This is a genomic window from Roseovarius sp. EC-HK134 (genome assembly GCF_902498815.1).
GTDB lineage: Bacteria > Pseudomonadota > Alphaproteobacteria > Rhodobacterales > Rhodobacteraceae > Roseovarius > Roseovarius mucosus_A.
In genome coordinates this window covers 1,949,253-1,968,925 of sequence record NZ_LR701544.1, presented here as the reverse complement: position 1 = coordinate 1,968,925, position 19,673 = coordinate 1,949,253, and the positions used below count along the sequence as shown (strand labels likewise).

The 19,673-nt window shown below is 62.5% G+C and carries 14 protein-coding genes; 5 read left to right on the top strand and 9 right to left on the bottom strand.

Annotation, left to right across the window (positions count from 1 at the left end):
• Positions 1-44: 44 nt before the first annotated feature.
• From fliD to GC127_RS13450, 3 genes are read right to left on the bottom strand one after another with little or no spacing between them, the layout of a single operon-like run.
• Positions 45-1,670, bottom strand: a complete 1,626-nt coding sequence (gene fliD / locus GC127_RS13460) for a flagellar filament capping protein FliD (protein ID WP_151978580.1) — start codon at positions 1,668-1,670, stop codon at positions 45-47.
• Positions 1,671-1,729: 59 nt separating this feature from the next.
• Positions 1,730-2,881: a flagellar motor protein MotB gene (locus tag GC127_RS13455; RefSeq protein ID WP_151978578.1), complete on the bottom strand. Its 1,152-nt coding sequence runs from the start codon at positions 2,879-2,881 to the stop codon at positions 1,730-1,732.
• Between the two features lie 17 nt (positions 2,882-2,898).
• Complete coding sequence (locus tag GC127_RS13450; protein WP_008279922.1) at positions 2,899-3,660, bottom strand: motility protein A; 762 nt, start codon at positions 3,658-3,660, stop codon at positions 2,899-2,901.
• A 249-nt stretch (positions 3,661-3,909) separates the two neighbouring features.
• Here GC127_RS13450 and GC127_RS13445 point away from each other — a divergent pair, with 249 nt between their 5' ends.
• The gene (locus GC127_RS13445) at positions 3,910-5,388 is read left to right on the top strand and encodes a flagellin (RefSeq protein ID WP_081507937.1); all 1,479 of its coding nucleotides are present in this window, start codon (positions 3,910-3,912) and stop codon (positions 5,386-5,388) included.
• Positions 5,389-5,572: 184 nt separating this feature from the next.
• Entirely contained in the window at positions 5,573-6,895 is a 1,323-nt protein-coding gene (gene rpoN / locus GC127_RS13440) for an RNA polymerase factor sigma-54 (protein ID WP_151978576.1), read from the top strand.
• A 15-nt stretch (positions 6,896-6,910) separates the two neighbouring features.
• On the opposite strand, the gene GC127_RS13435 is transcribed toward rpoN, so the two are convergent.
• On the bottom strand, positions 6,911-7,609 hold the full coding sequence (locus GC127_RS13435) for a PDZ domain-containing protein (protein ID WP_151978574.1): 699 nt from the start codon (positions 7,607-7,609) through the stop codon (positions 6,911-6,913).
• A gap of 12 nt (positions 7,610-7,621) precedes the next feature.
• Positions 7,622-8,314: a hypothetical protein gene (locus GC127_RS13430; RefSeq protein WP_151978572.1), complete on the bottom strand. Its 693-nt coding sequence runs from the start codon at positions 8,312-8,314 to the stop codon at positions 7,622-7,624.
• Positions 8,315-8,476: 162 nt separating this feature from the next.
• Here GC127_RS13430 and GC127_RS13425 point away from each other — a divergent pair, with 162 nt between their 5' ends.
• From GC127_RS13425 to GC127_RS13415, 3 genes are all read left to right on the top strand, one after another.
• The gene (locus tag GC127_RS13425; protein WP_151978570.1) at positions 8,477-9,043 is read left to right on the top strand and encodes a hypothetical protein; all 567 of its coding nucleotides are present in this window, start codon (positions 8,477-8,479) and stop codon (positions 9,041-9,043) included.
• Positions 9,044-9,272: 229 nt separating this feature from the next.
• Entirely contained in the window at positions 9,273-9,767 is a 495-nt protein-coding gene (locus GC127_RS13420) for a hypothetical protein (RefSeq protein ID WP_081507932.1), read from the top strand.
• Between the two features lie 3 nt (positions 9,768-9,770).
• Positions 9,771-12,404, top strand: coding sequence for an ATP-binding protein (locus tag GC127_RS13415; protein WP_151978568.1), 2,634 nt, complete (start codon positions 9,771-9,773; stop codon positions 12,402-12,404).
• Here the strand turns inward: GC127_RS13415 and GC127_RS13410 are convergent.
• The 4 genes from GC127_RS13410 to GC127_RS22850 all read right to left on the bottom strand — a co-directional run bounded on the left by GC127_RS13410 (position 12,390) and on the right by GC127_RS22850 (position 19,672).
• Positions 12,390-13,460 (bottom strand): sigma-54-dependent Fis family transcriptional regulator, encoded by a 1,071-nt coding sequence (locus GC127_RS13410; RefSeq protein ID WP_081507930.1) that lies wholly within the window; start codon positions 13,458-13,460, stop codon positions 12,390-12,392. The two genes, GC127_RS13415 and GC127_RS13410, sit on opposite strands and share 15 nt — an antisense overlap.
• Positions 13,461-13,590: 130 nt before the next feature.
• Positions 13,591-14,367, bottom strand: coding sequence for a transglycosylase SLT domain-containing protein (locus GC127_RS13405; RefSeq protein ID WP_151978566.1), 777 nt, complete (start codon positions 14,365-14,367; stop codon positions 13,591-13,593).
• Positions 14,368-14,417: 50 nt separating this feature from the next.
• Positions 14,418-15,656 (bottom strand): flagellar hook-associated protein FlgL, encoded by a 1,239-nt coding sequence (gene flgL / locus GC127_RS13400; protein ID WP_081507928.1) that lies wholly within the window; start codon positions 15,654-15,656, stop codon positions 14,418-14,420.
• An 8-nt stretch (positions 15,657-15,664) separates the two neighbouring features.
• Positions 15,665-19,672: a flagellar basal body rod C-terminal domain-containing protein gene (locus GC127_RS22850; RefSeq protein WP_199861251.1), complete on the bottom strand. Its 4,008-nt coding sequence runs from the start codon at positions 19,670-19,672 to the stop codon at positions 15,665-15,667.
• Between the last annotated feature and the right edge of the window lies 1 nt (position 19,673).

The following is a 19,673-nucleotide window of genomic DNA, read 5'->3' as shown; positions in this document are numbered from 1 at the left end:
CTTTCCTTGGTGCCGCGCCATCGTTCCGCGCGCCGTTTTGCGGATCAGCGATCCGCATTCCAGCCTTCCACCAGATTGGTCAGGTAGTCGCCGGTTGAATTGAGCTGGGTCACGATCATTTCCATTTGCGTGAACTGCCCAAGATAGCGGGTGCGCACCTCTTCAGACCGCAAGTTCAGCGCTTCGAGTGCAGTGGTTTCGGTGACAATCGAGGCACCCAGCGCGTCCTCGCGCTGTGCCAGCGCGTTGCCGTCGGCCAGGATACCCGACAAATAGGATTGCAGGCTGCCAACCATGCTGGGTTGAAAATTGATTTCAGCCCGCTCTGTCCCTGTGCCAACCGTCAACGTCAGGCCGCGCATCGGCCCCGAGGGCACGCGGTAAGTCCAATCGCCATTGGCCTGCGCCGAACCGATCAAGGCCACACCGGCCAGCGTGGCCTCGCCCGTGGCGGCATCGCGGGTCAACGCATAGCGGCCCGCCGTGGCACCGCTGCCGGGTGTTCCACTGATTTGCACAGTCGTACCCACCAGATCGTCACGGATCAGCGGATCAAGCAGCGCCGGATTGGCCGTCAGCGCCGTTGAAAAACGGTCAGCATCAAGCGACAGGCTTCCGTCGCGCTCTGTTCGGATACCAATATCCGACAGATGCACGCCCTTCACGCCAAAGCCACGGGAAAGCACCGATTGCATGCCGCGCAGCACGCCATCGGCCAAGCTGTCACCCGCCAGATCGCCCGCCACGCCACCTTCGCCAAAGCCGCGCGCAGTCAGCGATTTCACAAGGCCCTGCGTGGCGTTGATAATGTCGACAAAGCTTTGCATCACCTCAAGCGCGCCCTCGACATTGGCGCGGCCCGACAGGTTGGCATCGCTCAGGGTCTGCCCCGTCACATTGAGGGTCACACCGGGCAAAAGATCGTCGATCTGATTGCTGGAGCGGGTCACGGCAATGCCATTGAGGCTAAGCTTGGCATCCTGCGCGCCTTGCACCTGCACCGCGCCGGGATCGGCGCTGATGTCGAATTGCGCCATGCGCGGGTCGGCATCCGCCGCCACGCTGAGGCGCAGCGCGTTCTGCGATCCGGTTTCGGAAATGACGCCCAGCGAAAACGTACCATCGCCAAGGTCAATGACCCGCGCCGACAGCCCGTCAAGGCTGCTCAGCGCCTCGGCCATGTCGGCAAGGCTGCTGCCGGGTTGAAAGGTGATGGTTTGCGCCGTCCGCGTCCCGGCGCTGAATACGGGCGGAACATCCGCCGACCAGTTGCCGAATTCCACCGTCAGCGCACCTGCGCCAATCTCGGCCTCGGCCTCGGAAAAGCCAACAAAGCTCAGCACCTGCGATTGCGCCAGTTGCGAGACGCCAATGCGCGCGTTTTGGAGGTCTACCTTGCCCGGATCACTGACCGTGACCGAAACGGCGCTGTTGTCACTGCTCAGACTGCGAGACGAGAGGCCGCGCATCAATTCCAGCGCATCGCCCATCTGTTCGGCCTGTCCGCGCAGACGGTCATAGCCCGACAGGCGCACCTCGGCCCGGTCGATACGCTCGGCGATCAGCGCCCGCCGGGGCGCGATTTCGGCCTGCGTGAGCGAGTCAGCCAGTTCCGCGATATTGATGCCGGTGCCGCCACGATTGAGCGCGGTCAGAATCTCGTTTTCCATGATAAGCCCTCTTCGCCCCTGACAACGGCGCGCAACGCCGGGCTGTTAGCCCCGACGCCTCAATAGGTAATCTCAATCTCGATCCGGCGGTTCTGTGTCCGGCCCGCTGCAGTGTCATTCTCAGCCACGGGCAGGGATTCACCCCGGCTGGTCGCGGTCAGACGCTCGGGTTCGATCAGCCCTGAGCCCGACAATTCACGCACGACCGACGATGCCCGCGCCGCAGCGAGCCCCCAATTGTCGCGATAGGGCGAAGCGCCACCAAGTGGCACCGAATCTGTATGCCCGGTCACGACAATCTCGCTGGCTTCGCCCATCGCGGCAAAGGCCAGACGTGCCATGACATCGCGCGCCTCGTCCGTCAGGTCGGCCCCGCCCGAAGGAAAGGCCCCGCCTTCGCCCACTGTAATCACCACTTTGTCCTCGCGCTGTTCGACCGATACCAGCCCCTCGCCGATTTCTTGCTGCAAGGCGACTTGGAGTTGCGCATCGGCAATGGCGGCGCTGCGCGCGGATTGGCCGGCTTGGGTTTCTGCCTCGGCCTTGCCCTGCATAACCTCGGCCATCTCTTGTATATTGTCCGCAAGCCCTTGCATCATCACATCCGATGTGGATTGCCCGGTCGCCTCTGCGGCCTGTTGCAGGGCCTCGGCGGCCTCGGTCAACTGTCCCGGCAGGCTTTGGGCATCGGGGGCATCAAAGGTCATCACCACTTCACCGTCGCGGGTCTCGACCTTGACCTGACCAGACTGCAACGCCTCTTGCAAAGCCTCGGCCATTTCGCGCGCCTCGGATTGACCGGGCGCATCGGCCCCCTCGCCATCGGCAGCGCCCTTGCCATCCTCTTCCGTCACCGGACGCTGGATTTCGGGCTGCTCTGTCTCGGTCGTGTCTTGCGTCATCTGTTCAGTGACCGACATCTCGGGTGACGGGCTAAAGGACAGATCCAGAATCGTGGTGCCCTTGGGCTGTTCCATCACCGGCACCTGCCGTTGCACCCCAAAGGCCATGCTAAGCGAGCCTGCCACCATCTTGAACTTGGGTTGGTTGAACTCGGCAAAGGACAGGATCAGAACAAAGAACGCCATCAGCAGCGTGGCGATATCGGCAAAGGTCGCCATCCACGCCGGTGCGCCCTTGGGCGGGCATTTCGGGCACTCGTCCTCGGGGTCCTCGACGGGCACCGGCAGGGGAATGGGTTTGCGCGCCATGGCTCAGACCACCTTGCCTAGGCCGCGAGCAGTTTGGTTTGCAGCTTGGGCGGCAACACCGCGACCATCTGCTCTTGAACGTTGCGCCCGGATTCACCCTTGGCGATATTGCGCAGGCCCGCCAGAACCATATCCCGATACGCGGTTTCACTGGCGGTATATCCCTCCAGCTTGGACAGAACGGGGCCAACCATCACATTGGCAATGAAAGCCCCGTAAAGCGTGGTCAAAAGCGCCACCGCCATCGCGGGGCCAATGGCCTTGGGGTCGGCCATGTTGCCCAGCATCTGCACCAGACCAATCAGCGTGCCGATCATACCCATGGCGGGGGCGATGTCGATCCAACCGCGCAGCGCTTCATGCACTTCGCCGTGGCGCACCTTCATCGCCTTGATCTCATCAGAAAGTTGCTTGACCAGCTTGGACTCGTCCGCGCCATCCACCAACATCTGCAATCCCTTGGAAAAGAACTTATCGGGCACTTCCTGATTTTCCAGCGCCATAAGGCCATTCTTGCGCGCGACATCCGACAACTCGACCATCTTGGTGATCAGCTCTTCCTTGCTTGGTGCCTTGGGCATGAACGCCTTGCCCACCGCGCCAAAGCTGCGCAGGAAAATTGGCATAGTGCATTTGTACATGACGGCAAAGAACGTCCCACCGAACACGATCAGGATCGACGCCACGTCGATGAACGGCCCCAGACCGCCTGCAGCCAGCATCGAGCCGACCACCATTCCCAGCGCACCGATCAAACCGATGAGCGACGCAATATCCATTGACGGGACTCCCTGAAAAGCGTGGCAACCGGCACTCTGCCAGGTCTCGCAAGAGAAGGGGCAAGAACCATACCAAGCCGATCAGGGTTAGTCGCAAAAGTATTAATTCATTTAATTACAGAAACTTAAAACGATTTTTGGAAATCTTACTAAACATTTTCCGCCGCCGCCGTTGCTCTTGTCAAGCGCTGGGCAGCGTACAGCCAGCAAGCGCCGGCAAACGTAACAAGCCAACTCAGGAGACTGAAAATGACCACGATCAATACCAACATGAGCGCGATCACAGCGCAGGCCAACATGACCCGCGTTAACGATGACATGAACGCGGCCATGAGCCGCCTGTCGTCGGGCCTGCGCATCAACGCCGCCAAAGACGACGCCGCCGGCATGGCCATCGCGGAAAAGATGACCTCGCAGATCACCGGCCTCAACCAAGCCGTTCGTAACGCCACCGACGGCAAGAACCTGCTGGACACGACTGAAGGCGCGCACGTCGAAGTTTCGAACATGCTTCAGCGTCTGCGGGAACTGGCCGTTCAGTCGTCGAACGACACCAACACCGCGTCTGACCGGTCGAACCTCGGGGCCGAAGCCAAGCAGCTCGTGACCGAAATCAACCGCGTCGCCAAAGACACCACCTTTAACGGTATGAAAATTCTTGACGGTTCTTACACAGGCAAGCAGTTCCAGATCGGTGCTGACGCGGGCCAGGTGCTGAACATCAGCGTGGACAGCGCCGCTGCCACCGACATCGGTGCGCATACTGTGACGTCCAACGTATCGCTGGCCGCAGGGGCAGGCACCAGCGACACCGGCATCACCGCCGCCTCGACCATCAACATCACCGGCTTTGCCGGCAGCGCAGAACTGACCACCAGCGCAGGCCAGTCGGCCGAGGAAATGGCCGCCGCGATCAACAATGTCAGCGCCTCGACCGGCGTCACCGCATCGGCCACGACCAACCTCGAACTGTCAAGCTTCTCTGCCGCCGACACCGTCACCTTTGACGTCAATGGCGTGAACATCGGCACCGTGGCCATCTCGGACACCTCCGATCTGCGCGGCGTTGCCACCGCGATCAACAACCAGTCGGGTCGGACCGGTGTGACCGCGACCATGGGTGATGACAATTCCAGCATCAAGTTGACGGACGCCACCGGTGCCGACATCCTGATCACCGATTTCACCACCGGCACCGGCGGCTCGACAATGGCTGTGACCGCCCAGAACTCGGATGGCACTGCTGCAGGCGCAACCGCAGGCACCCATACGGCCACGCTGGACGACACCGACAACGATGTTGCCGTCAGCGGTCAGGTGGAACTGAGCTCGACCAAGCAATTCTCTGTGGGCACAGACGAGACCACCGCCGGGGAAGTGTTCTTTGAATCGGCTGCCACGACATCCGAACTCAGCTCTGTTGCTGAAATCGACCTGACAACGCTGGAAGGTGCCGCAAGTGCCCTCAAGGTGATCGACGTAGCCCTGCAAAAGGTTAGCCAATCGCGCTCTGACCTCGGTGCCGTGTCCAACCGCCTCGACAGCACGATCTCGAACCTGACCAACATCACGGTCAACGTTCAGGCCGCACGCTCGGGGGTCATGGATGCCGACTTTGCCAAGGAATCGTCCGAGATGGCACGGTCGCAGATTCTGTCCCAGGCCAGCACAGCAATGCTCGCACAGGCCAACCAGTCGGCCCAGGGCATGCTCTCGCTGCTCCGGTAAACGTCGAAATCTCGACAGTATCGAAAGAACCCCAACGGTATCGTTGGGGTTTTTTGATTTTAATCAAAGGGGGTTAGAAGGTTTTTCCGTCAATGGATCGACACCGTCCAAAGCGTCGAATTCCGAGTCTTCAGTCTAACGGCAGGCCAGATAGGTATTTAAGCACGAGATTGGAGAAAAATCGATGAACCTGCAAATTTCTCAGCGCGCCGCCCAGACTCAGGGGCTTGTGATGACCGGCCACATGCAACAGGCGATTGCCCTGCTGCAACTGTCCAACACCGACTTGCAACGCTATATCGAGCAAGAAGCCGAGGAAAATCCCTTTATCGAGGTGGCCCGCTCTGAACGCGCCCTGCCCAGCCTGCCGCATGTTGGCGGCAAAGGAGCGGATGCCGATGACGCGACCGGGCGTATCGCCGATCACCCGCTCTCGCTCTATGCGCATGTCGCGGCCCAGTTCGACCTCATGTTCAATTCTACCCAAGACCGTCTGATCGCGGATCGCTTTCTAGAAGCCCTCGACGAGAATGGCTGGTTGGGTGAGCCGCTGGAAGAGATCGCCTTTGCCTGCGCCCTCGATATGACAGAGGCCGAACATATGCTACACGCGGTACAGGCGGTCGAGCCTGCTGGCCTCTTTGCCCGCACCCTCGCCGAATGTCTGGCCCTTCAAGCCGAGGATCAGGGGCTGATGACGCCGCTTTTTCGCGCCGTGCTCAACAATCTGCCGCGTCTTGCGGCCGCTGATCTTACTGGTCTGGCCCGTCTTTGCGCCTGCACCATGGACGACCTGCGCGCGACGCTGAAACAACTGCGCAGCCTCAACCCCAAACCCGGCGCTGATTTCCACGTCGCCAATCTGGTCGAGCGCGAGCCCGATCTGATCGTCAGCCGTGGCGCATCAGGCTGGAAGGTTGAACTCAACCGCTCGACCCTGCCCGCTGTGCTGGTCGACGAGGAAAGCGCCGCCGTCGCAACCCAAGACAAACGCGCCCGTGAATATGTCGGAGAGCGTCTTGGCGTCGCCCGCTGGCTGCGCCGCGCGGTCGAGCATCGCAATCAGACCGCCCTTGCCGTAGGGGCCGAAATCGTGCGCCGTCAGGCGGCGTTTCTCGAACATGGCCCCGCCAAGATCGCGCCGATGACATTGGCCGATGTGGCGCAGGCGATTGGCGTGCATGAAAGCACCGTCAGCCGCGTGACCACGGGCATCCTGATGGTCACCCCGCAAGGCACCATGGGCCTCAAGCGGTTCTTCAGCACCGCTCTCGCTGGGGATGCTGATGGCGAAGGCGGGGCCTCTGCCGCCGCTGTGCGTTATCGCATTCAAAAGATGGTCGCGGGTGAAGACCCCACCAATCCGCTGAGTGACGATGCCATCGCCCAGATGATCAGCGCTGATGGTCCGGTTCTTGCCCGCCGCACGGTCGCAAAATACCGCGACATGCTGCATATCCCCTCGTCTTTTCAGCGCAAGCGTCAGGGCAAGCTGAACGGCATGTAAGGAACGGTCGGGGCGTCAGCGCGCCTCGACAGGCTTTGGCACCGACCGCACTGGCGCGTGCACAAACCGCAAGTCTGGTGCCAGCGTGGTCATCTGCCGATGCAATTCACGCTCTGAGCGTGCCGCGATGACCCGCCATAGGCGAAAGCCCCGCGCCGTGCGATCCGTGCGCACCAGCATCGGCGCCGCGCGCCAGAAATAGACGCAGATAAGCATCTGAAGCGCTGCCCCAGCGATCCATCCCAAGGGCACAGAGACCAGCGTCAAGGCCGCCCATAGGATGAGTGGCGTCCAGAGCCGCATCTGGATCATGTAAAGCGGCGGAAAGAGCGCGACAACCGACGGCGTCCGGGGCTGCGCATCATAGGTCTCGTCCGGGCCAATCATCACGTCAAAGTTTTGCATCCGGTCCGTCGGGCTGTGATCCGGCAGGGTGACGATCACCTCGGGCTTTGGCATCACGCGCCAACGTCCCAGAATGGCGCTGCGCCCCAGCACCGGCCAAACCTGTCCGTCCCGCCAGATCCACAGCGCGCGCGCGCGATCGGGGTGTTCGCGGAACAGCGCCTGAATATCCTTGGTTTTGCCGTCGACCGCGTGCCCGTCCACCCGCAGCAGGATATCACCGGGCCGCAAGCCCAGCGCCTTTCCTTGCGGATTGACCGACGCCAGCGCGAGCGCACTGGCGCGAGGAGATGGATCAGAAAGGCTCATCCACCGAGCCTCCTAGGGAAAGCCAAAGGGATTCGGCTCGGCCCGGGCCTGTGGTTTTTTGCGGGCGGGGGGCTTGGCGACAGGCTTGGCAGGGGCCGCAGCGCTTTGGGTGACAGGTTGGGTCACTTGCGCCCGCTCGGCCAACATGCGCGTCATGGCCAGTTGCAGATCCGACAGACCCTTGGCAAAGGCATCTCGTGTTTCGCCATGGCTGGCCTCGATCCGGTCCACCAAGCCGCGCAGCATCTGCGGCGCAGCCGGGTCTTCGGTGCCAGATATGGCCTCGGCCAGACGTGCGGTCTCGGCGGTCATAGCCGCCTCCAGCCGCTCAAGCCCTGCGGTTTGTGCCGCCTCAATCGCCGCAACCTGCGCCGACATATCGCCCAAGGTCTCAAGCTGTGCCTGTAAATCCCCCACGGATTTTGAGAACACAGTCAAAGCCTCGATCTGCGTCGCCGTTGCAGTGCGCATATCCGAGAGGGTCCGCAGATAGACCAACCCTGCCAGTGCAACACACAGCACCGCCGCAGCCACCACACCGAACAAAAGCGGCTTCATGCCCTTGGCGAATTTATCCAGCCGCGCGGCGGCGGCCAATGTCTCGGTGGATACGCGCGCCACGTCCTCGGCGCTATCATTGGCGGCGGTTGCCGCCTCCAGCGCCAGTTGAATGCTGTTTTCCAGCTCGGTCGGGGGGGTGCTCATGCGGGAATCCTTTGGATGTTGCGGATTGCCGGGGGGCCCGGCCTTGGCCTTAGCGTGCAGGGTTCATGCCAAGTGAACCACTAACATTCCCCCAAGGTCTGTCGTTGACACAGCTAGACCCGGACCCAAGATCGAGAGCCGCATATGCACAGCCAAACATTCATGACTGACACCGTTGCCCCCCGCGCCGATTGCCGCCCTCGCTGCGCGAGCCATGGCCATGTCTGTAGTGCAAGTGCCCCCTTTGCATTGCTCACGCTGGGCGCGCGAACCTACGAGATCGCCGAAGCGAATGGCGAGGGCGAACGCCTCGCCTTTCGTGCCCAAGGCCAGCAGGAATGGTGCGCACTCGACCGGCGCATTGCCGATGGCTGGATCGAGGTGGGGTCGGATATTCTCTTGCTTGATCCCGATGTCCTCTTTGATTTCCTGATGACCCATGCGGTGCGGACACAGACAGCGCAGCAACCGCCCTATGACATGGCCTTTGATACGCTCGGCATCAAATGGTCGGCCCGGCTGTTGCAAGACCGCGATGGCGAAGTGTGTTTCAGTGATGGCCTATGGCAGCATGCGCGGCTTGGTCTTAAGGCCCCTCAGGATGGGCGCGAACGCGCGATCATGGTCCTGATCGCCGCCCTGCCCGATGCCCGCCAACGATTCGAGCCGCATATCACCAACTGGGCACGTCGCATCGCCCAAGGTGTGCGCGTCATGCCGATCATGTGACGTTACGTCGACCGCTCAAGTCTTGGGCGCAGAAGTAAATATAGGAATAAAACTCACGTTTATGTGAGACACCCCCTGAACAGTGTATGCGTTGATTTCGCTACACTTTTGTCAGGCGTTACTATCTTTAGATATCTCGATACCTTTAGATAGCGCCCCCTCATCCAAAAACTCTGTTAAAACGCAGCAGGCGATCCAGCCCTGTTCCGGTATCCAAAAGAGACACACAATGAACCGTAGATTTTTTCTGACCCTCGCAGCCCTTGGCCTTAGCCTTGCTCAGACCGTCGCAAGCCCTGCTTTCGCCGACGAGGTCATCTTGACCGTCAATGACCTGCGCAGTGGCCAGACCAAGACATTTACCGAGGCGGATCTTCTCGCTTTGCCGCAGCAGAGCTTTGAGACGACAACGATCTGGACAGATACCACGCCCAAGACCTTTTCTGGTCCGTCGCTTATGGCCGTGCTTGATGCCGCGGGCAGCGCGCCGGGCACTCTGCGCGTCTATGCGATCAACGACTATAACGTGACCTTCCCCGAGGCGCGGCTGGAAGAGAACGTGCCGATCCTTGCCGCGCGCATTGATGATGCCGCCTTTTCCGTGCGAGAAAAAGGGCCGCTCTGGCTGGTCTTCCCGTATGATTCCGACACCCGCTACCAGAGCGAAGAGTATTTTACCCTCAGTGTTTGGCAGTTGAACAAGATTGACATTCTTGCGGAATGACCCGTGCTGACCTCTCAACCAACAGGCGCTGGACCCGATAAGGTCTTTAATACGACCAAGCGTCTATCGGCGCAGATTCTGCTGTTCCTGATGCTGGTTGCAAGCATCGCGCTGCTTGTCAGCGCGATGGCCTTTCAGCAGCGCCTTGATGCCATCCGATCCGCCAACACCGACAATGGCGGCTGGGTCGTGGCCCAGCTCGAGGTGGATCACTTGGGCCTCATGCAAACCCTGGACAACGCGGTTCTCGGGACACGGCCCGATATCACCGCCCCCCTCACATCGGACACACTGACCAAGGTAAAGCGCGAGTTTGACATCTTTTACAGTCGGGTGGACATTTTCACCGCGACGCTTCAACGCATGGCCGTGTCTGATGACCTTTTGAACCGGGTTGAACGGCTCAAGGTCGCGCGCGAACGTCTGGCCAACCGGATCGATGCAATCAAAGAGGATGACCCAAAGGCACTCGAGGCCTTTCGTACGGCCGTTGATGCGACCTATCCGATGGTGCGTGACATCACCGTCGCAGGGCTCCAAGAGATCACCATCGAAACCTCGCGCGCCCGCGTTGAGGAGCAGCGCCTCTTTGTGCGCTTTTTCATCCAATCCCTGTTGCTCTTTTGTCTGATGGCCATCGGCGCCGTTCTGGCAGTGCGTCTCTGGCGAGAGCTTGAGCGGCGCACGGCGGAAACCGGGCGCATCGCGGCCATGCTCTCGACCGCGTTCAATTCGACCATGAACGCGGTTATCGTGACCGATCCGCAATCGCGCATCCTCTATAGCAATGCGCGCGCGCAACGGCTTTTGGGGTATACCGCCGAAGATTTGCAGACCATGCGCGCCGAAGACATCCTGATCTTTGATCCCACCGTTCCGCGTGACACCGTTGAGGGCCTCGCGCCGCGCGAAAAGGCTCCTTTTGTCGCCGCCTGCCGCAGCGCGGTTGGGCGAGAGATCCCGGTGGATTTCGCGATGGTCGAGGATCACGATATTTCAGGTCATCCTATCGTCATTCTCTTCATCCGCGACATCTCGGTACAGGTCGAAGCCGAAACCAACCTGCGTGCCGCGCTGGTTCAGGCCGAACAGGCCGCCCGCGCCAAAAGCATGTTTCTGGCGACCATGAGCCACGAAATGCGCACACCCTTGCATGGATTGATGGCCTCGTTGTCGTTGATCAACGAAACCGACATGTATCCCGAAAATCGCGCCTTGCTCAAAACTGCGCGCGATTGCAGCGCCCGCGCATTGGTCCAAGTTGATGATGTGCTCGAACTGACCCGGCTGGGCGAGAGCACGGAAACGCCCGTGCCGTTCAACCCCGCGCGTATCGCTGCCGATATCGTGGATGAATTGCAGCCGCTCGCAAAGAAAGCCCAAAACAGGATCGAGTTGATCACCCACGGCGACTTTGACAGTCACCGGCTGGAAGGGCTGCCCAATGCTTTTTCCCGCACGCTTTACAATCTGGCGGGAAATGCCGCCAAATTTACCAAAAATGGCGTCATTTCCATACGGCTCAGCCTGGGTGGCCATGCCCCCGACAATCTCGATCTGACGGTCGAGGTCGAGGATACCGGCATCGGCATTGCCCCCGAAGATCAGAAGCGCATTTTCGAGAGCTTCGAGACTGTGGGGCGCAGCGAGGTGAATTCTGCCATGGGCACCGGTCTGGGCCTGCCCATCGCCAAACTTGCGATCGAACGGCAGGGCGGCGCGCTCGGGCTCTTTAGCACGCCGGGCGTCGGCAGCCGCTTTTTCTTTACGATCCCCCTGCGCCTGTCACAGGCACCACAGAACCAGCCTGCGCCAGCCCTCTCGACTTTGAAGCGCGCGATTCACGAAACCCCCAAGCGGATCCTCGTGGTTGATGACAATGACATCAACCTGACCTTGATGACCGAAATGGTCCGGCGCATGGGCCATAGCCCAGACACGGCCACCAATGGTCAAGAGGCGCTGGACAAGGCGCAGGCGCAAGCGTTCGACGTGATCCTGATGGATTTCTCCATGCCGGTGATGGACGGGCCCACAGCGGCCAAAATGATCCGCGCCTCTGGTGGGCCATCCGCGCAGGCTGTGATCATCGGCGTCACCGCCCTCATCGGGGCGCATACCGGCGACGAACAGGCGGTTGCGATGGACAATATCCTGACCAAACCCGTTGGGCAGGAACACCTTGCCCGTGCGATCCGCGACACCCGCCGCGACGTGATCCCAGACGTCACGCCACCGGACGAAGGCAAAGACGACGATCTTCTGGCCGAAAGCAGGGATGCCGCGACGATGCTGCATGATCTGGGCGAAATGGTGGGCCACGACACCGCGCTGCGTCTGGTCCGCACCACCCTAAGCGATGCCGAAGCAGCGTTTACAGCGATGATCGACACGGACCTCTCGCTTGAAGACAAGGCGTTGATCATCCACAAGGCGGTCGGATCGACCGGCATCATCGGATTGGAGGAATTGACAGAAACCCTGTCAGAGGCGGAAACCCTCGCACGGGCGGGCACAGACCCGGGCACCAGCGAACTTGTCCCCGCCGCAAAGGCGCTATTGCAAGAGGCGCGCAGCGATTTTGCGCCGCTGTTGCAGGCGCAAAACAGCTCCGATAGGCCCTCAGAGACCGTCTGACTCAAGGCCCAGCTTCTGCATACGGCTGATGAGCGTGGTCCGCTTGAGCCGCAGCATTTCCGCTGCGCGGGTGACACGTCCTTCGCTCAGTTCCAGTGCCGATTGGATCACCTTGACCTCGACCCGCTGCAACATGGTGCGCAGGTCCAGCGATCCGTTGCCGGCCAGCATCCCTTTGAGATCGGTCACCCCTTCCGGCAGCGCCTCGACCGCCGGTTCCGGCGCCGCCGGAGCCCCGCCAGCAAAGCTCAACCGGGGCGCCATTGCGATACGCGCCTCAGCCGCGGTGATTGTCCGGTTGCGAAACAAGATCTGCGCCCGGTCGTGAAAATTGCGCAATTCACGCACATTGCCGGGCCAGTCCTGCGACATCAGCAACGCCAGCGCGCAGGGCGTCAGTTGCAATGTACTGCCGCCCCGGCTGCCCTGTTCCATGGTGCGCAGGATTTGTGGGATGTCCTCTGCATGTTCGCACAGCGCGGGCACACTAAGGCTAAAGACCTCGATCCGAAACAACAGGTCCTCGCGGAACCGCTTTTGGGCGACGTCTTGCTGCAAGTCACGATGCGTGGCGCTTAGCAGGCGAAAATTGACCGGAATCGGCGCGCCACCCCCAACCCGTTGAATGGTCTGGGTTTCCAGCGCGCGCAGCAGTTTGACCTGCACATGCAACGGCGTCTCGCCAATCTCATCAAGAAAGAGCGTGCCGCCCTCGGCCTGTTCGATCAATCCGATCCGTTGGGCTGTGGCCCCCGTGAACGATCCCTTTTCATGGCCAAAGAGTTCGGATTCCAGCAGATCGGCGGGAATGGCACCACAGTTGACCGGGATCATCGGCCCTGTGCGCCCCGACATGAGGTGCATCGCATTGGCAACAACCTCTTTGCCCGCCCCGGTCGGCCCGTTGATCAGAACCGGCACATCGCTGGGGGCGATGATGCTGATCGCCTGTTTCAACCGCCGCATCACGGGCGCGTCGCCCACGAGCACAGCGTCTAGACGCAGGTCGATGGGAAACTGTTCCGTGATGGAAGAGGTGGGCCAATAACTCGTCATGAACTGCGCTCCGGTATACAGAGGGATATACCACCGCTATAGCAGCATCTCTGACGATCCTTGCGCGGGCAAAAGGAGTCTCGAGACTCTCTAAAGATAGATTTCCGACGCAAGGATACGCGCGACACGTTCAGCGGCGCGTCTTTTGCGGGGTCTTGCGCATGGGCATCACCGGCACTGCGCCTTCGGGAAGAGAAGCGGTTTCCCAATACCGCACGTTCTGCACCCGGCTGACAAGCGGCGCGGCCCCGGCAAAACGCCGGTCCTCACGCGGTGCCGGGTCTGCAAGGCGCGGCGCTTCGCGTGGGGGAAGGCTTGGCCCTGTGACCATCGGCGCGGCGCGCGCAACCTCGGACTGTCGTTCCACAGCTGGCATCGCCTCGACCGGGCCTAGCCGCGCCATGACAGCCTGCACGCGCCCCAGATAAGCCGCGCCGCGCCGTGGATCGCGGGAATGATAATAGCGCGTCGCCGCGTCCCAACTGCCGGTTTCCGCGCGCAATTCGCTTAGGTATCGGGCGGCGTATTCTATATTCTGGACAGGGTCGATCATCTCTTCGAGAGTGGCGAAGTTATCGCCATGCCAGCGATAATTGAGCTGCATACAGCCCACATCAAACCCCCGAACCCCGCGCGAAACCAACTGTCGCAGATGGGTCAGCGCCTCGTCTTTGCCCGAGTAGTAATAGCCCTTGCCCCGCACATTCGAGGTCCAGGCCCAGGCCCGTGTCCCGGTGTCGCCCAGTGCCCGTCCCGATTCTGTGCGCGCGATGGCGCGCAACAGGCCCTTGGGCAAACCATGACGCTCAGCGGCCTGCGTCGCCAGCGCCTCGCAATTCGCGGGGCTGGCGGATGAAAGGGACGGCACCCAGAATAGCGCCACACACAGAAGGATAAGATGTCTCATGCCCTCGCGTTGCAAGCGTCGGGCCAAGTTTGGCACAAGGCCCGAAAACCTCAGCGCAGGAAATCGAACAGGCTTTGCTGGGTGATGCGCACATAGGCCTGTTGCGTGGCGTCCCGCGTCAGCATGGATTGCTGAAGCCGCGTCAGCGCATTGGCAAGATCAAGATCCTCCAGCCCTGACACCGCTTGGCTCATCGCCAGCTTGCGGTTGTCGATCACATCCGATTGCCGCGCGGCATCCGCCGACAGCGCCCCCAATTGCGTGCGTTGGTCGATCAGATGCTCTGACGCCCCGCGCAACCGATCAATCACCGCATCCCGCGTACGCGCAAAGGGCACCAGCGCTTGCGTCCCGCCTTCGGCGTCGCGTGCCACCATCAACACCCCGCCTGTATCGGGCGCGCGCGCGATATTCGAGACCTTCACATCGCCCTGAGCCGTAAGCATCAGACCACCCGTCTCGGGATCAAGCGCGGCGCTGATGCCGGTGGCTGCGGTTTGGGCATTGATCGCCTCAACCGCCCCTGACATGGCCCCTTCTGCCGCGACAAACGGAATCGTCGTAGATCCCAACGGCCCCTCCAGCGTCATGGACCACGCAGCCGGCGCACGGCTTAGAGTCAGATCAAGGTCAAGCTGGCCTGCACCCGTGACGCTGGCGCGCGGCGCGCTGCTCGCTGTGCCAAGGCTGGCCAGAAAGTCGTCGATCACGGCAAAGACATCGCCGCCTTCAGACCCGATCGCAAACACCGCATCCCCGCTCAGCCCTGTTGGCAGGCTCAGGGATTCCGAAACCTGCAAGCGCGATTGCCCGCCATCGCCCTGATAGACCACGCCGCCCGGCCCATCGCGAAACGGATCGGATTGCGTGCCATAGCCGCCAAAGAGCGCACGGCCGCTCTCGTCGCGGGCATTAGCAAGGCCCAAGAGGCTGTCGCGCAGCGCCCGCACCTCGGTGCCGATACTGTCGCGCTCGGTCGCCGTCGCCGTGTCCGATGCCGCACGCAGCGCCAACTCGCCCACCCGGCGCATGACATTGCCCGCCTCGCTCAGCACCGTGTCGGCCTGATCCAGCCGCGCCCCAGCGCGTTCAAGATTGTTGGAATAACGATCCAACGCCTCTTGCTGTTCTTTGGCCGCCGACAGGCGCAAGGCGCGCACCGGATCGGCAGAGGGGCGGGGATCATTCACGCCAGAGGAAATCTGCCCCTGCAGATCGGAGATCCGCTCATTGACCTGTGACAGGTTGCGTGTGGTGACGTTGTGAAAAAAACTGGTGCCGATACTCATTCAAACCCTCATATCGCTTGCAGCAGGGTGTCGAACAGGGACCGCGCCACTGAAAGGACCTGTGCATTGGCCTGATAGGCCTGTTGCTGTTGCATCAATTGCGCCGCTTCCGCATCCAGATCGACGCCGCCCAACTCTGACTCGGCGCGTGCGGCGCTCTCAGCCTCGGCCTCGGCAGTGGCGACCCGGCTCTCGCTGGCCGTAACCTGTGCCCCCGCCCGCTGTTGCAGACTGGCAAAGCCGGTGGCATAGCCGCCCCGCCCGGTCAGCCCGTCGCGCTGCCGCAGATTGGCCATCGCCTCGACACTGCGCCCATCCCCGGCCCCGCCTGCGTTGGGCGCAATCAAATATCTGTCACCGGTCACGCGCCCACCGCCCAATGTGATCTCCAGATCGCCAAATCGTGCCGTGCCCGCCGCATCCAGCGTGCGCGACGCCAAATGCGCGCCACTGTCGCGATCGAAAAGCCCGACAAGACCTGTGGTGGCATCAAGCACCCGCACTTCGCGGGCGCGCTCTGTCGCGGGCGTGTCGCTGATCTGTCCTGCCAGACGCAGGGCACCAGTGCCGCCCATCACCACGATCAGATCCTCATCAGGAATAGAGTTGAGGCGCAGCACAGAGCCCCCGCCAGTGGCGACATTCTCAACCCCAAGCACCCGGTCATCCGTGGCCGTCAGACGCAGCGCGCCGTCTTCTGTCACCTCGGCGCGCAGGCCCAAGGTCTCGAACCCGGCCGCTGCCGCCCCCGGCTGCGCCTCAATCATCATTTCGCCGTCAAGGGCGCTGAACTCGATCTCGACCCGGCCAAAGGCGGTGTTGATATAGCCTGTGCCGGGGAACGTAACAGGCAGAACCACCGCCCCCGCCGACACGCTGACAAAATGCTCCTGCCCATTGAGCTTGATGGTAAAGCTGGACGGCAGGCTCCCGGCATCGAACGGCTGTCCGATGACCGTTGTCACCGGCGCATTGCCAGCCCCCATGCCAAAGCGCGCCGCCTCGCCCGCATCGCTGGGCAGACGCAGAGCAGAGCCATCAAGCGTGCCGCCCTCGGTTTCAAGGATGAGGCGGTTGTTCTCGTCAAATCGCGCGGTGATGCGGCCCTCTTCGGGGCCGCTCACCATCGGCGCGCCACCGCTCATCCGAATGCCATAGTCTTGCGCCCCAAGGCTCACGCGCATTTGCGCGCCGTCGGGCGGCAGCGCCGTTAGCGCTGCACCCGTGATCCGGCTGGCCGGAGCCGTGGCCCGCAGATCAGCGGCCAGCGCCCGCGCCATTGCGGCCCCCGAGCCAAGCGCCGGATCGGCCTCAGCCGTCACCACGCGGCCATCGGCCCCGGTCACGGCGATCCGTCTCAGGCTCAGATCCCCCGGTCCCGGCTCTGCCGGGGTCAGGGTCACTTGCGCGCCGGCTGCGCCAGTCTGCCGTGTGATAAGGCCATTCTCGAAGCCATCTGGTGCGGCCACCTGCAAAACACCGTTCTCGGTGACACCAAAGCCAGCGCTACCGCTCAGGCGCACCGTGCCGGAAATCCGCGCCGCATCCGGCCCGCCAGCCCCAAGGCTCACCGTGCCCAACGCCGCCCCATCCGGTGCCAACCGCGTCAACAAGGCGGCCTCGCCTCCGGAGTGGGTGAGGCGCGATAGGGAAATATCTGCACCTTGATCCTCGACCAGCACCAGCCGGCCGCCATTGGGGGACCGCTCGGCGCGGATGCCCGTGGCCCCCGATTGCGCGTTGATCGCCGCTTGCAGCCCTGCCACCCCGACCGCGCCCATATCGGCCGAAATCGTGACGGGCGTCAGGTTCTGCCCGCTCAGCTGAAAGGACAGCACACCGCTTGTTGGCAACGCCAGCGCAAGCCGTGTTTCCGCCTCGGCGCGCACCGGCAGGGCGGTTGTCAGCTCCTGCGCCATCCAGGCCGCATTGGCCCCCTCTGGTAGACGCAGCGTGCTAGATTGCGTCGCCCCCTCATAGCCGACCTCAACGCTGGGATTGGCCGGGGCGGGGATGGTGCCGGTCCAGGCAGCAATACCACCTGCCTGCCCCAAGAGCGCCACGTGATCGCCCCCCACGGATTGCCGCCCAAGGCTGAGCCCGCCATAGGGAGCGGCCCCGTCAAGGTAGTCGGCGCTATAGGCCGCATCAGCGTGAAACCCGTTTTCCTGAGTCAAAAGCGCGGCCGCTTCGGTGGCACCCAAAGGCGGACCAGAAAGTTGCCGCCCGTCGCGGGTAAAAACCGACAGCACCGCCGCCGGGGCCGCATCGGCGACCACCACACCCGCCACGCTGCCAAGATTGGTCGCAAGGCTCGCCGCAAGCGGCAAGGCCCCGTCACGGGCCATAAGGGTCAGCGTATCACCCTGCGCCTCGGCCAAAAGCCCAAAGGCGGCCAGGCGCTGCCCATCAGCGGTTTCTACCGCGCCGGAATTCAGCGCCGCCGCCAGCGCGTCGGTCGTCAGCCCCGCAGGCAGTGCGAATTGCGCGACACCTTCGGGCGTGGTCAGGCTTAGCGCTTGCGGGTTTGCCCCTGCAAGCGGCCCTAGATCCATCGCCGCAAGGCGCGGTTGCACCGACAGCGCGGCATCTGCATGACCCGCCGCGATCACGCCGATCACGCCTGCATTCAGAAATTCGACAGGATTTTCCCCCAGAACCCCCGACAGATCCCGCGGTCCGGTGCCCTGTGCGCTGAGCACCGTGGCGCTTAGCGTGGCAGTGCCGCGATTGCCCGGCACGGCGCTGACTGTCAACGTGCCTGCTGCCGCAATCCCCTGAGGGTCGTTTAGCACAAGTGTCATATGCCGCGCCGAGGCATCCTGCCGTGCCAGCGTGATCCGGTCGCCATCCAGCGGCACGCCACTCATCTCGATCCGCAAACCCGGCAGGCTGAGGGTCTGTTCACCCGTCGCCAGAACCTGCCCAGCCGCATCGCGCGCCTGCCACAGCCCAGAGGGTGCATCCTGCACCAGGGTCAGCGGCCCCGCAGGCATGACAGTTGCATCGGTGATTGTCACACTGGCCGCCCCCGTGCCGCGCATCAGCGCGCCCGGCGTGGCCTCCCATCCCGATACGGAGAAGAGCGCGCCACCACGCCCGCCCGTGGGCGTCAGGCCTTGGGCATGCACCGCGTTGATTTCGTCGGCCATCCGACTGGCCCAGAGATCCAGATCAGAGGCCGCTTGCGCCATGGCCCCGGCGGCATTCGCCAGACCGCCCAGCATTCCGCCGCGCAGCGTGGTCTGCACCTCGACCGCTTTGGTGTCAGCGGAGGTGACAGTGTAGCGCCCCGCCGTGCCAACCTCGATCCGCCCGGCACGACCGCGTTCCAACACCATCGGCCCGCTGCCATCCGCGCCAAGCCGCACGGTCGCGCGGCCAGCATCATCCATCTCGACATCAATCGCCACAAGTTCCGCAAGATTGACCAAGAGCCGGTCGCGCTGATCCAACAGAGGATTGCGCGCGCGCTCATCGGTGACCTGCGCCAATTGTTCCTGAACCTCGGCCAAACCGCTCAAGACGGTGTTGGCCCGCTCTACGGTCTGTGCGGTCTCTTCGCGCACGTTGCGCGTCAGCACGTCGATCCCTTCGGCCAGATCGGCCACACCCCCGGCCAGCGCTGTGCCCGCACTCAAGACCGCTTGCCGCAGCCCCTGATCCTCAGGCACCTGCGACAACCCGTCGAGCGCATCGAAAAATCCATCCAGCAAATCGGGCAAGCCGCCTTCACCCGGCAAAAGGCGATCTTCCAGCGCCTGCACATGGCTCAAATGCGTCTCTGCCGCGCCAAGCGTGCTTTGGGCATCGCGGCTGCGCGCAGCCACCAACCCGTCAAAGGCGCGGCGGATGTCCACCACGTCCACGCCGCCACCAACGCCAACCTCCTGCATCACCGCGTCGCGGCGGCGATACCCGGCCGTATCGACATTGGCGATATTCTCGCCGGTCACGCCAAGCGCTGTGCGATAGGCCAGAACCCCGCCGCGCCCGATGTCCATGAGATCGACCATG

What these genes read in the sequence shown, in the direction of transcription:
- fliD (WP_151978580.1), bottom strand. Translation starts at nt 1,670, where the DNA reads ATGGAAAACGAGATTCTGACCGCGCTCAATCGTGGCGGCACCGGCATC.
- GC127_RS13455 (WP_151978578.1), bottom strand. Translation starts at nt 2,881, where the DNA reads ATGGCGCGCAAACCCATTCCCCTGCCGGTGCCCGTCGAGGACCCCGAG.
- GC127_RS13450 (WP_008279922.1), bottom strand. Translation starts at nt 3,660, where the DNA reads ATGGATATTGCGTCGCTCATCGGTTTGATCGGTGCGCTGGGAATGGTG.
- GC127_RS13445 (WP_081507937.1), top strand. Translation starts at nt 3,910, where the DNA reads ATGACCACGATCAATACCAACATGAGCGCGATCACAGCGCAGGCCAAC.
- rpoN (WP_151978576.1), top strand. Translation starts at nt 5,573, where the DNA reads ATGAACCTGCAAATTTCTCAGCGCGCCGCCCAGACTCAGGGGCTTGTG.
- GC127_RS13435 (WP_151978574.1), bottom strand. Translation starts at nt 7,609, where the DNA reads ATGAGCCTTTCTGATCCATCTCCTCGCGCCAGTGCGCTCGCGCTGGCG.
- GC127_RS13430 (WP_151978572.1), bottom strand. Translation starts at nt 8,314, where the DNA reads ATGAGCACCCCCCCGACCGAGCTGGAAAACAGCATTCAACTGGCGCTG.
- GC127_RS13425 (WP_151978570.1), top strand. Translation starts at nt 8,477, where the DNA reads ATGACTGACACCGTTGCCCCCCGCGCCGATTGCCGCCCTCGCTGCGCG.
- GC127_RS13420 (WP_081507932.1), top strand. Translation starts at nt 9,273, where the DNA reads ATGAACCGTAGATTTTTTCTGACCCTCGCAGCCCTTGGCCTTAGCCTT.
- GC127_RS13410 (WP_081507930.1), bottom strand. Translation starts at nt 13,460, where the DNA reads ATGACGAGTTATTGGCCCACCTCTTCCATCACGGAACAGTTTCCCATC.
- GC127_RS13405 (WP_151978566.1), bottom strand. Translation starts at nt 14,367, where the DNA reads ATGAGACATCTTATCCTTCTGTGTGTGGCGCTATTCTGGGTGCCGTCC.
- flgL (WP_081507928.1), bottom strand. Translation starts at nt 15,656, where the DNA reads ATGAGTATCGGCACCAGTTTTTTTCACAACGTCACCACACGCAACCTG.
- GC127_RS22850 (WP_199861251.1), bottom strand. Translation starts at nt 19,672, where the DNA reads ATGGTCGATCTCATGGACATCGGGCGCGGCGGGGTTCTGGCCTATCGC.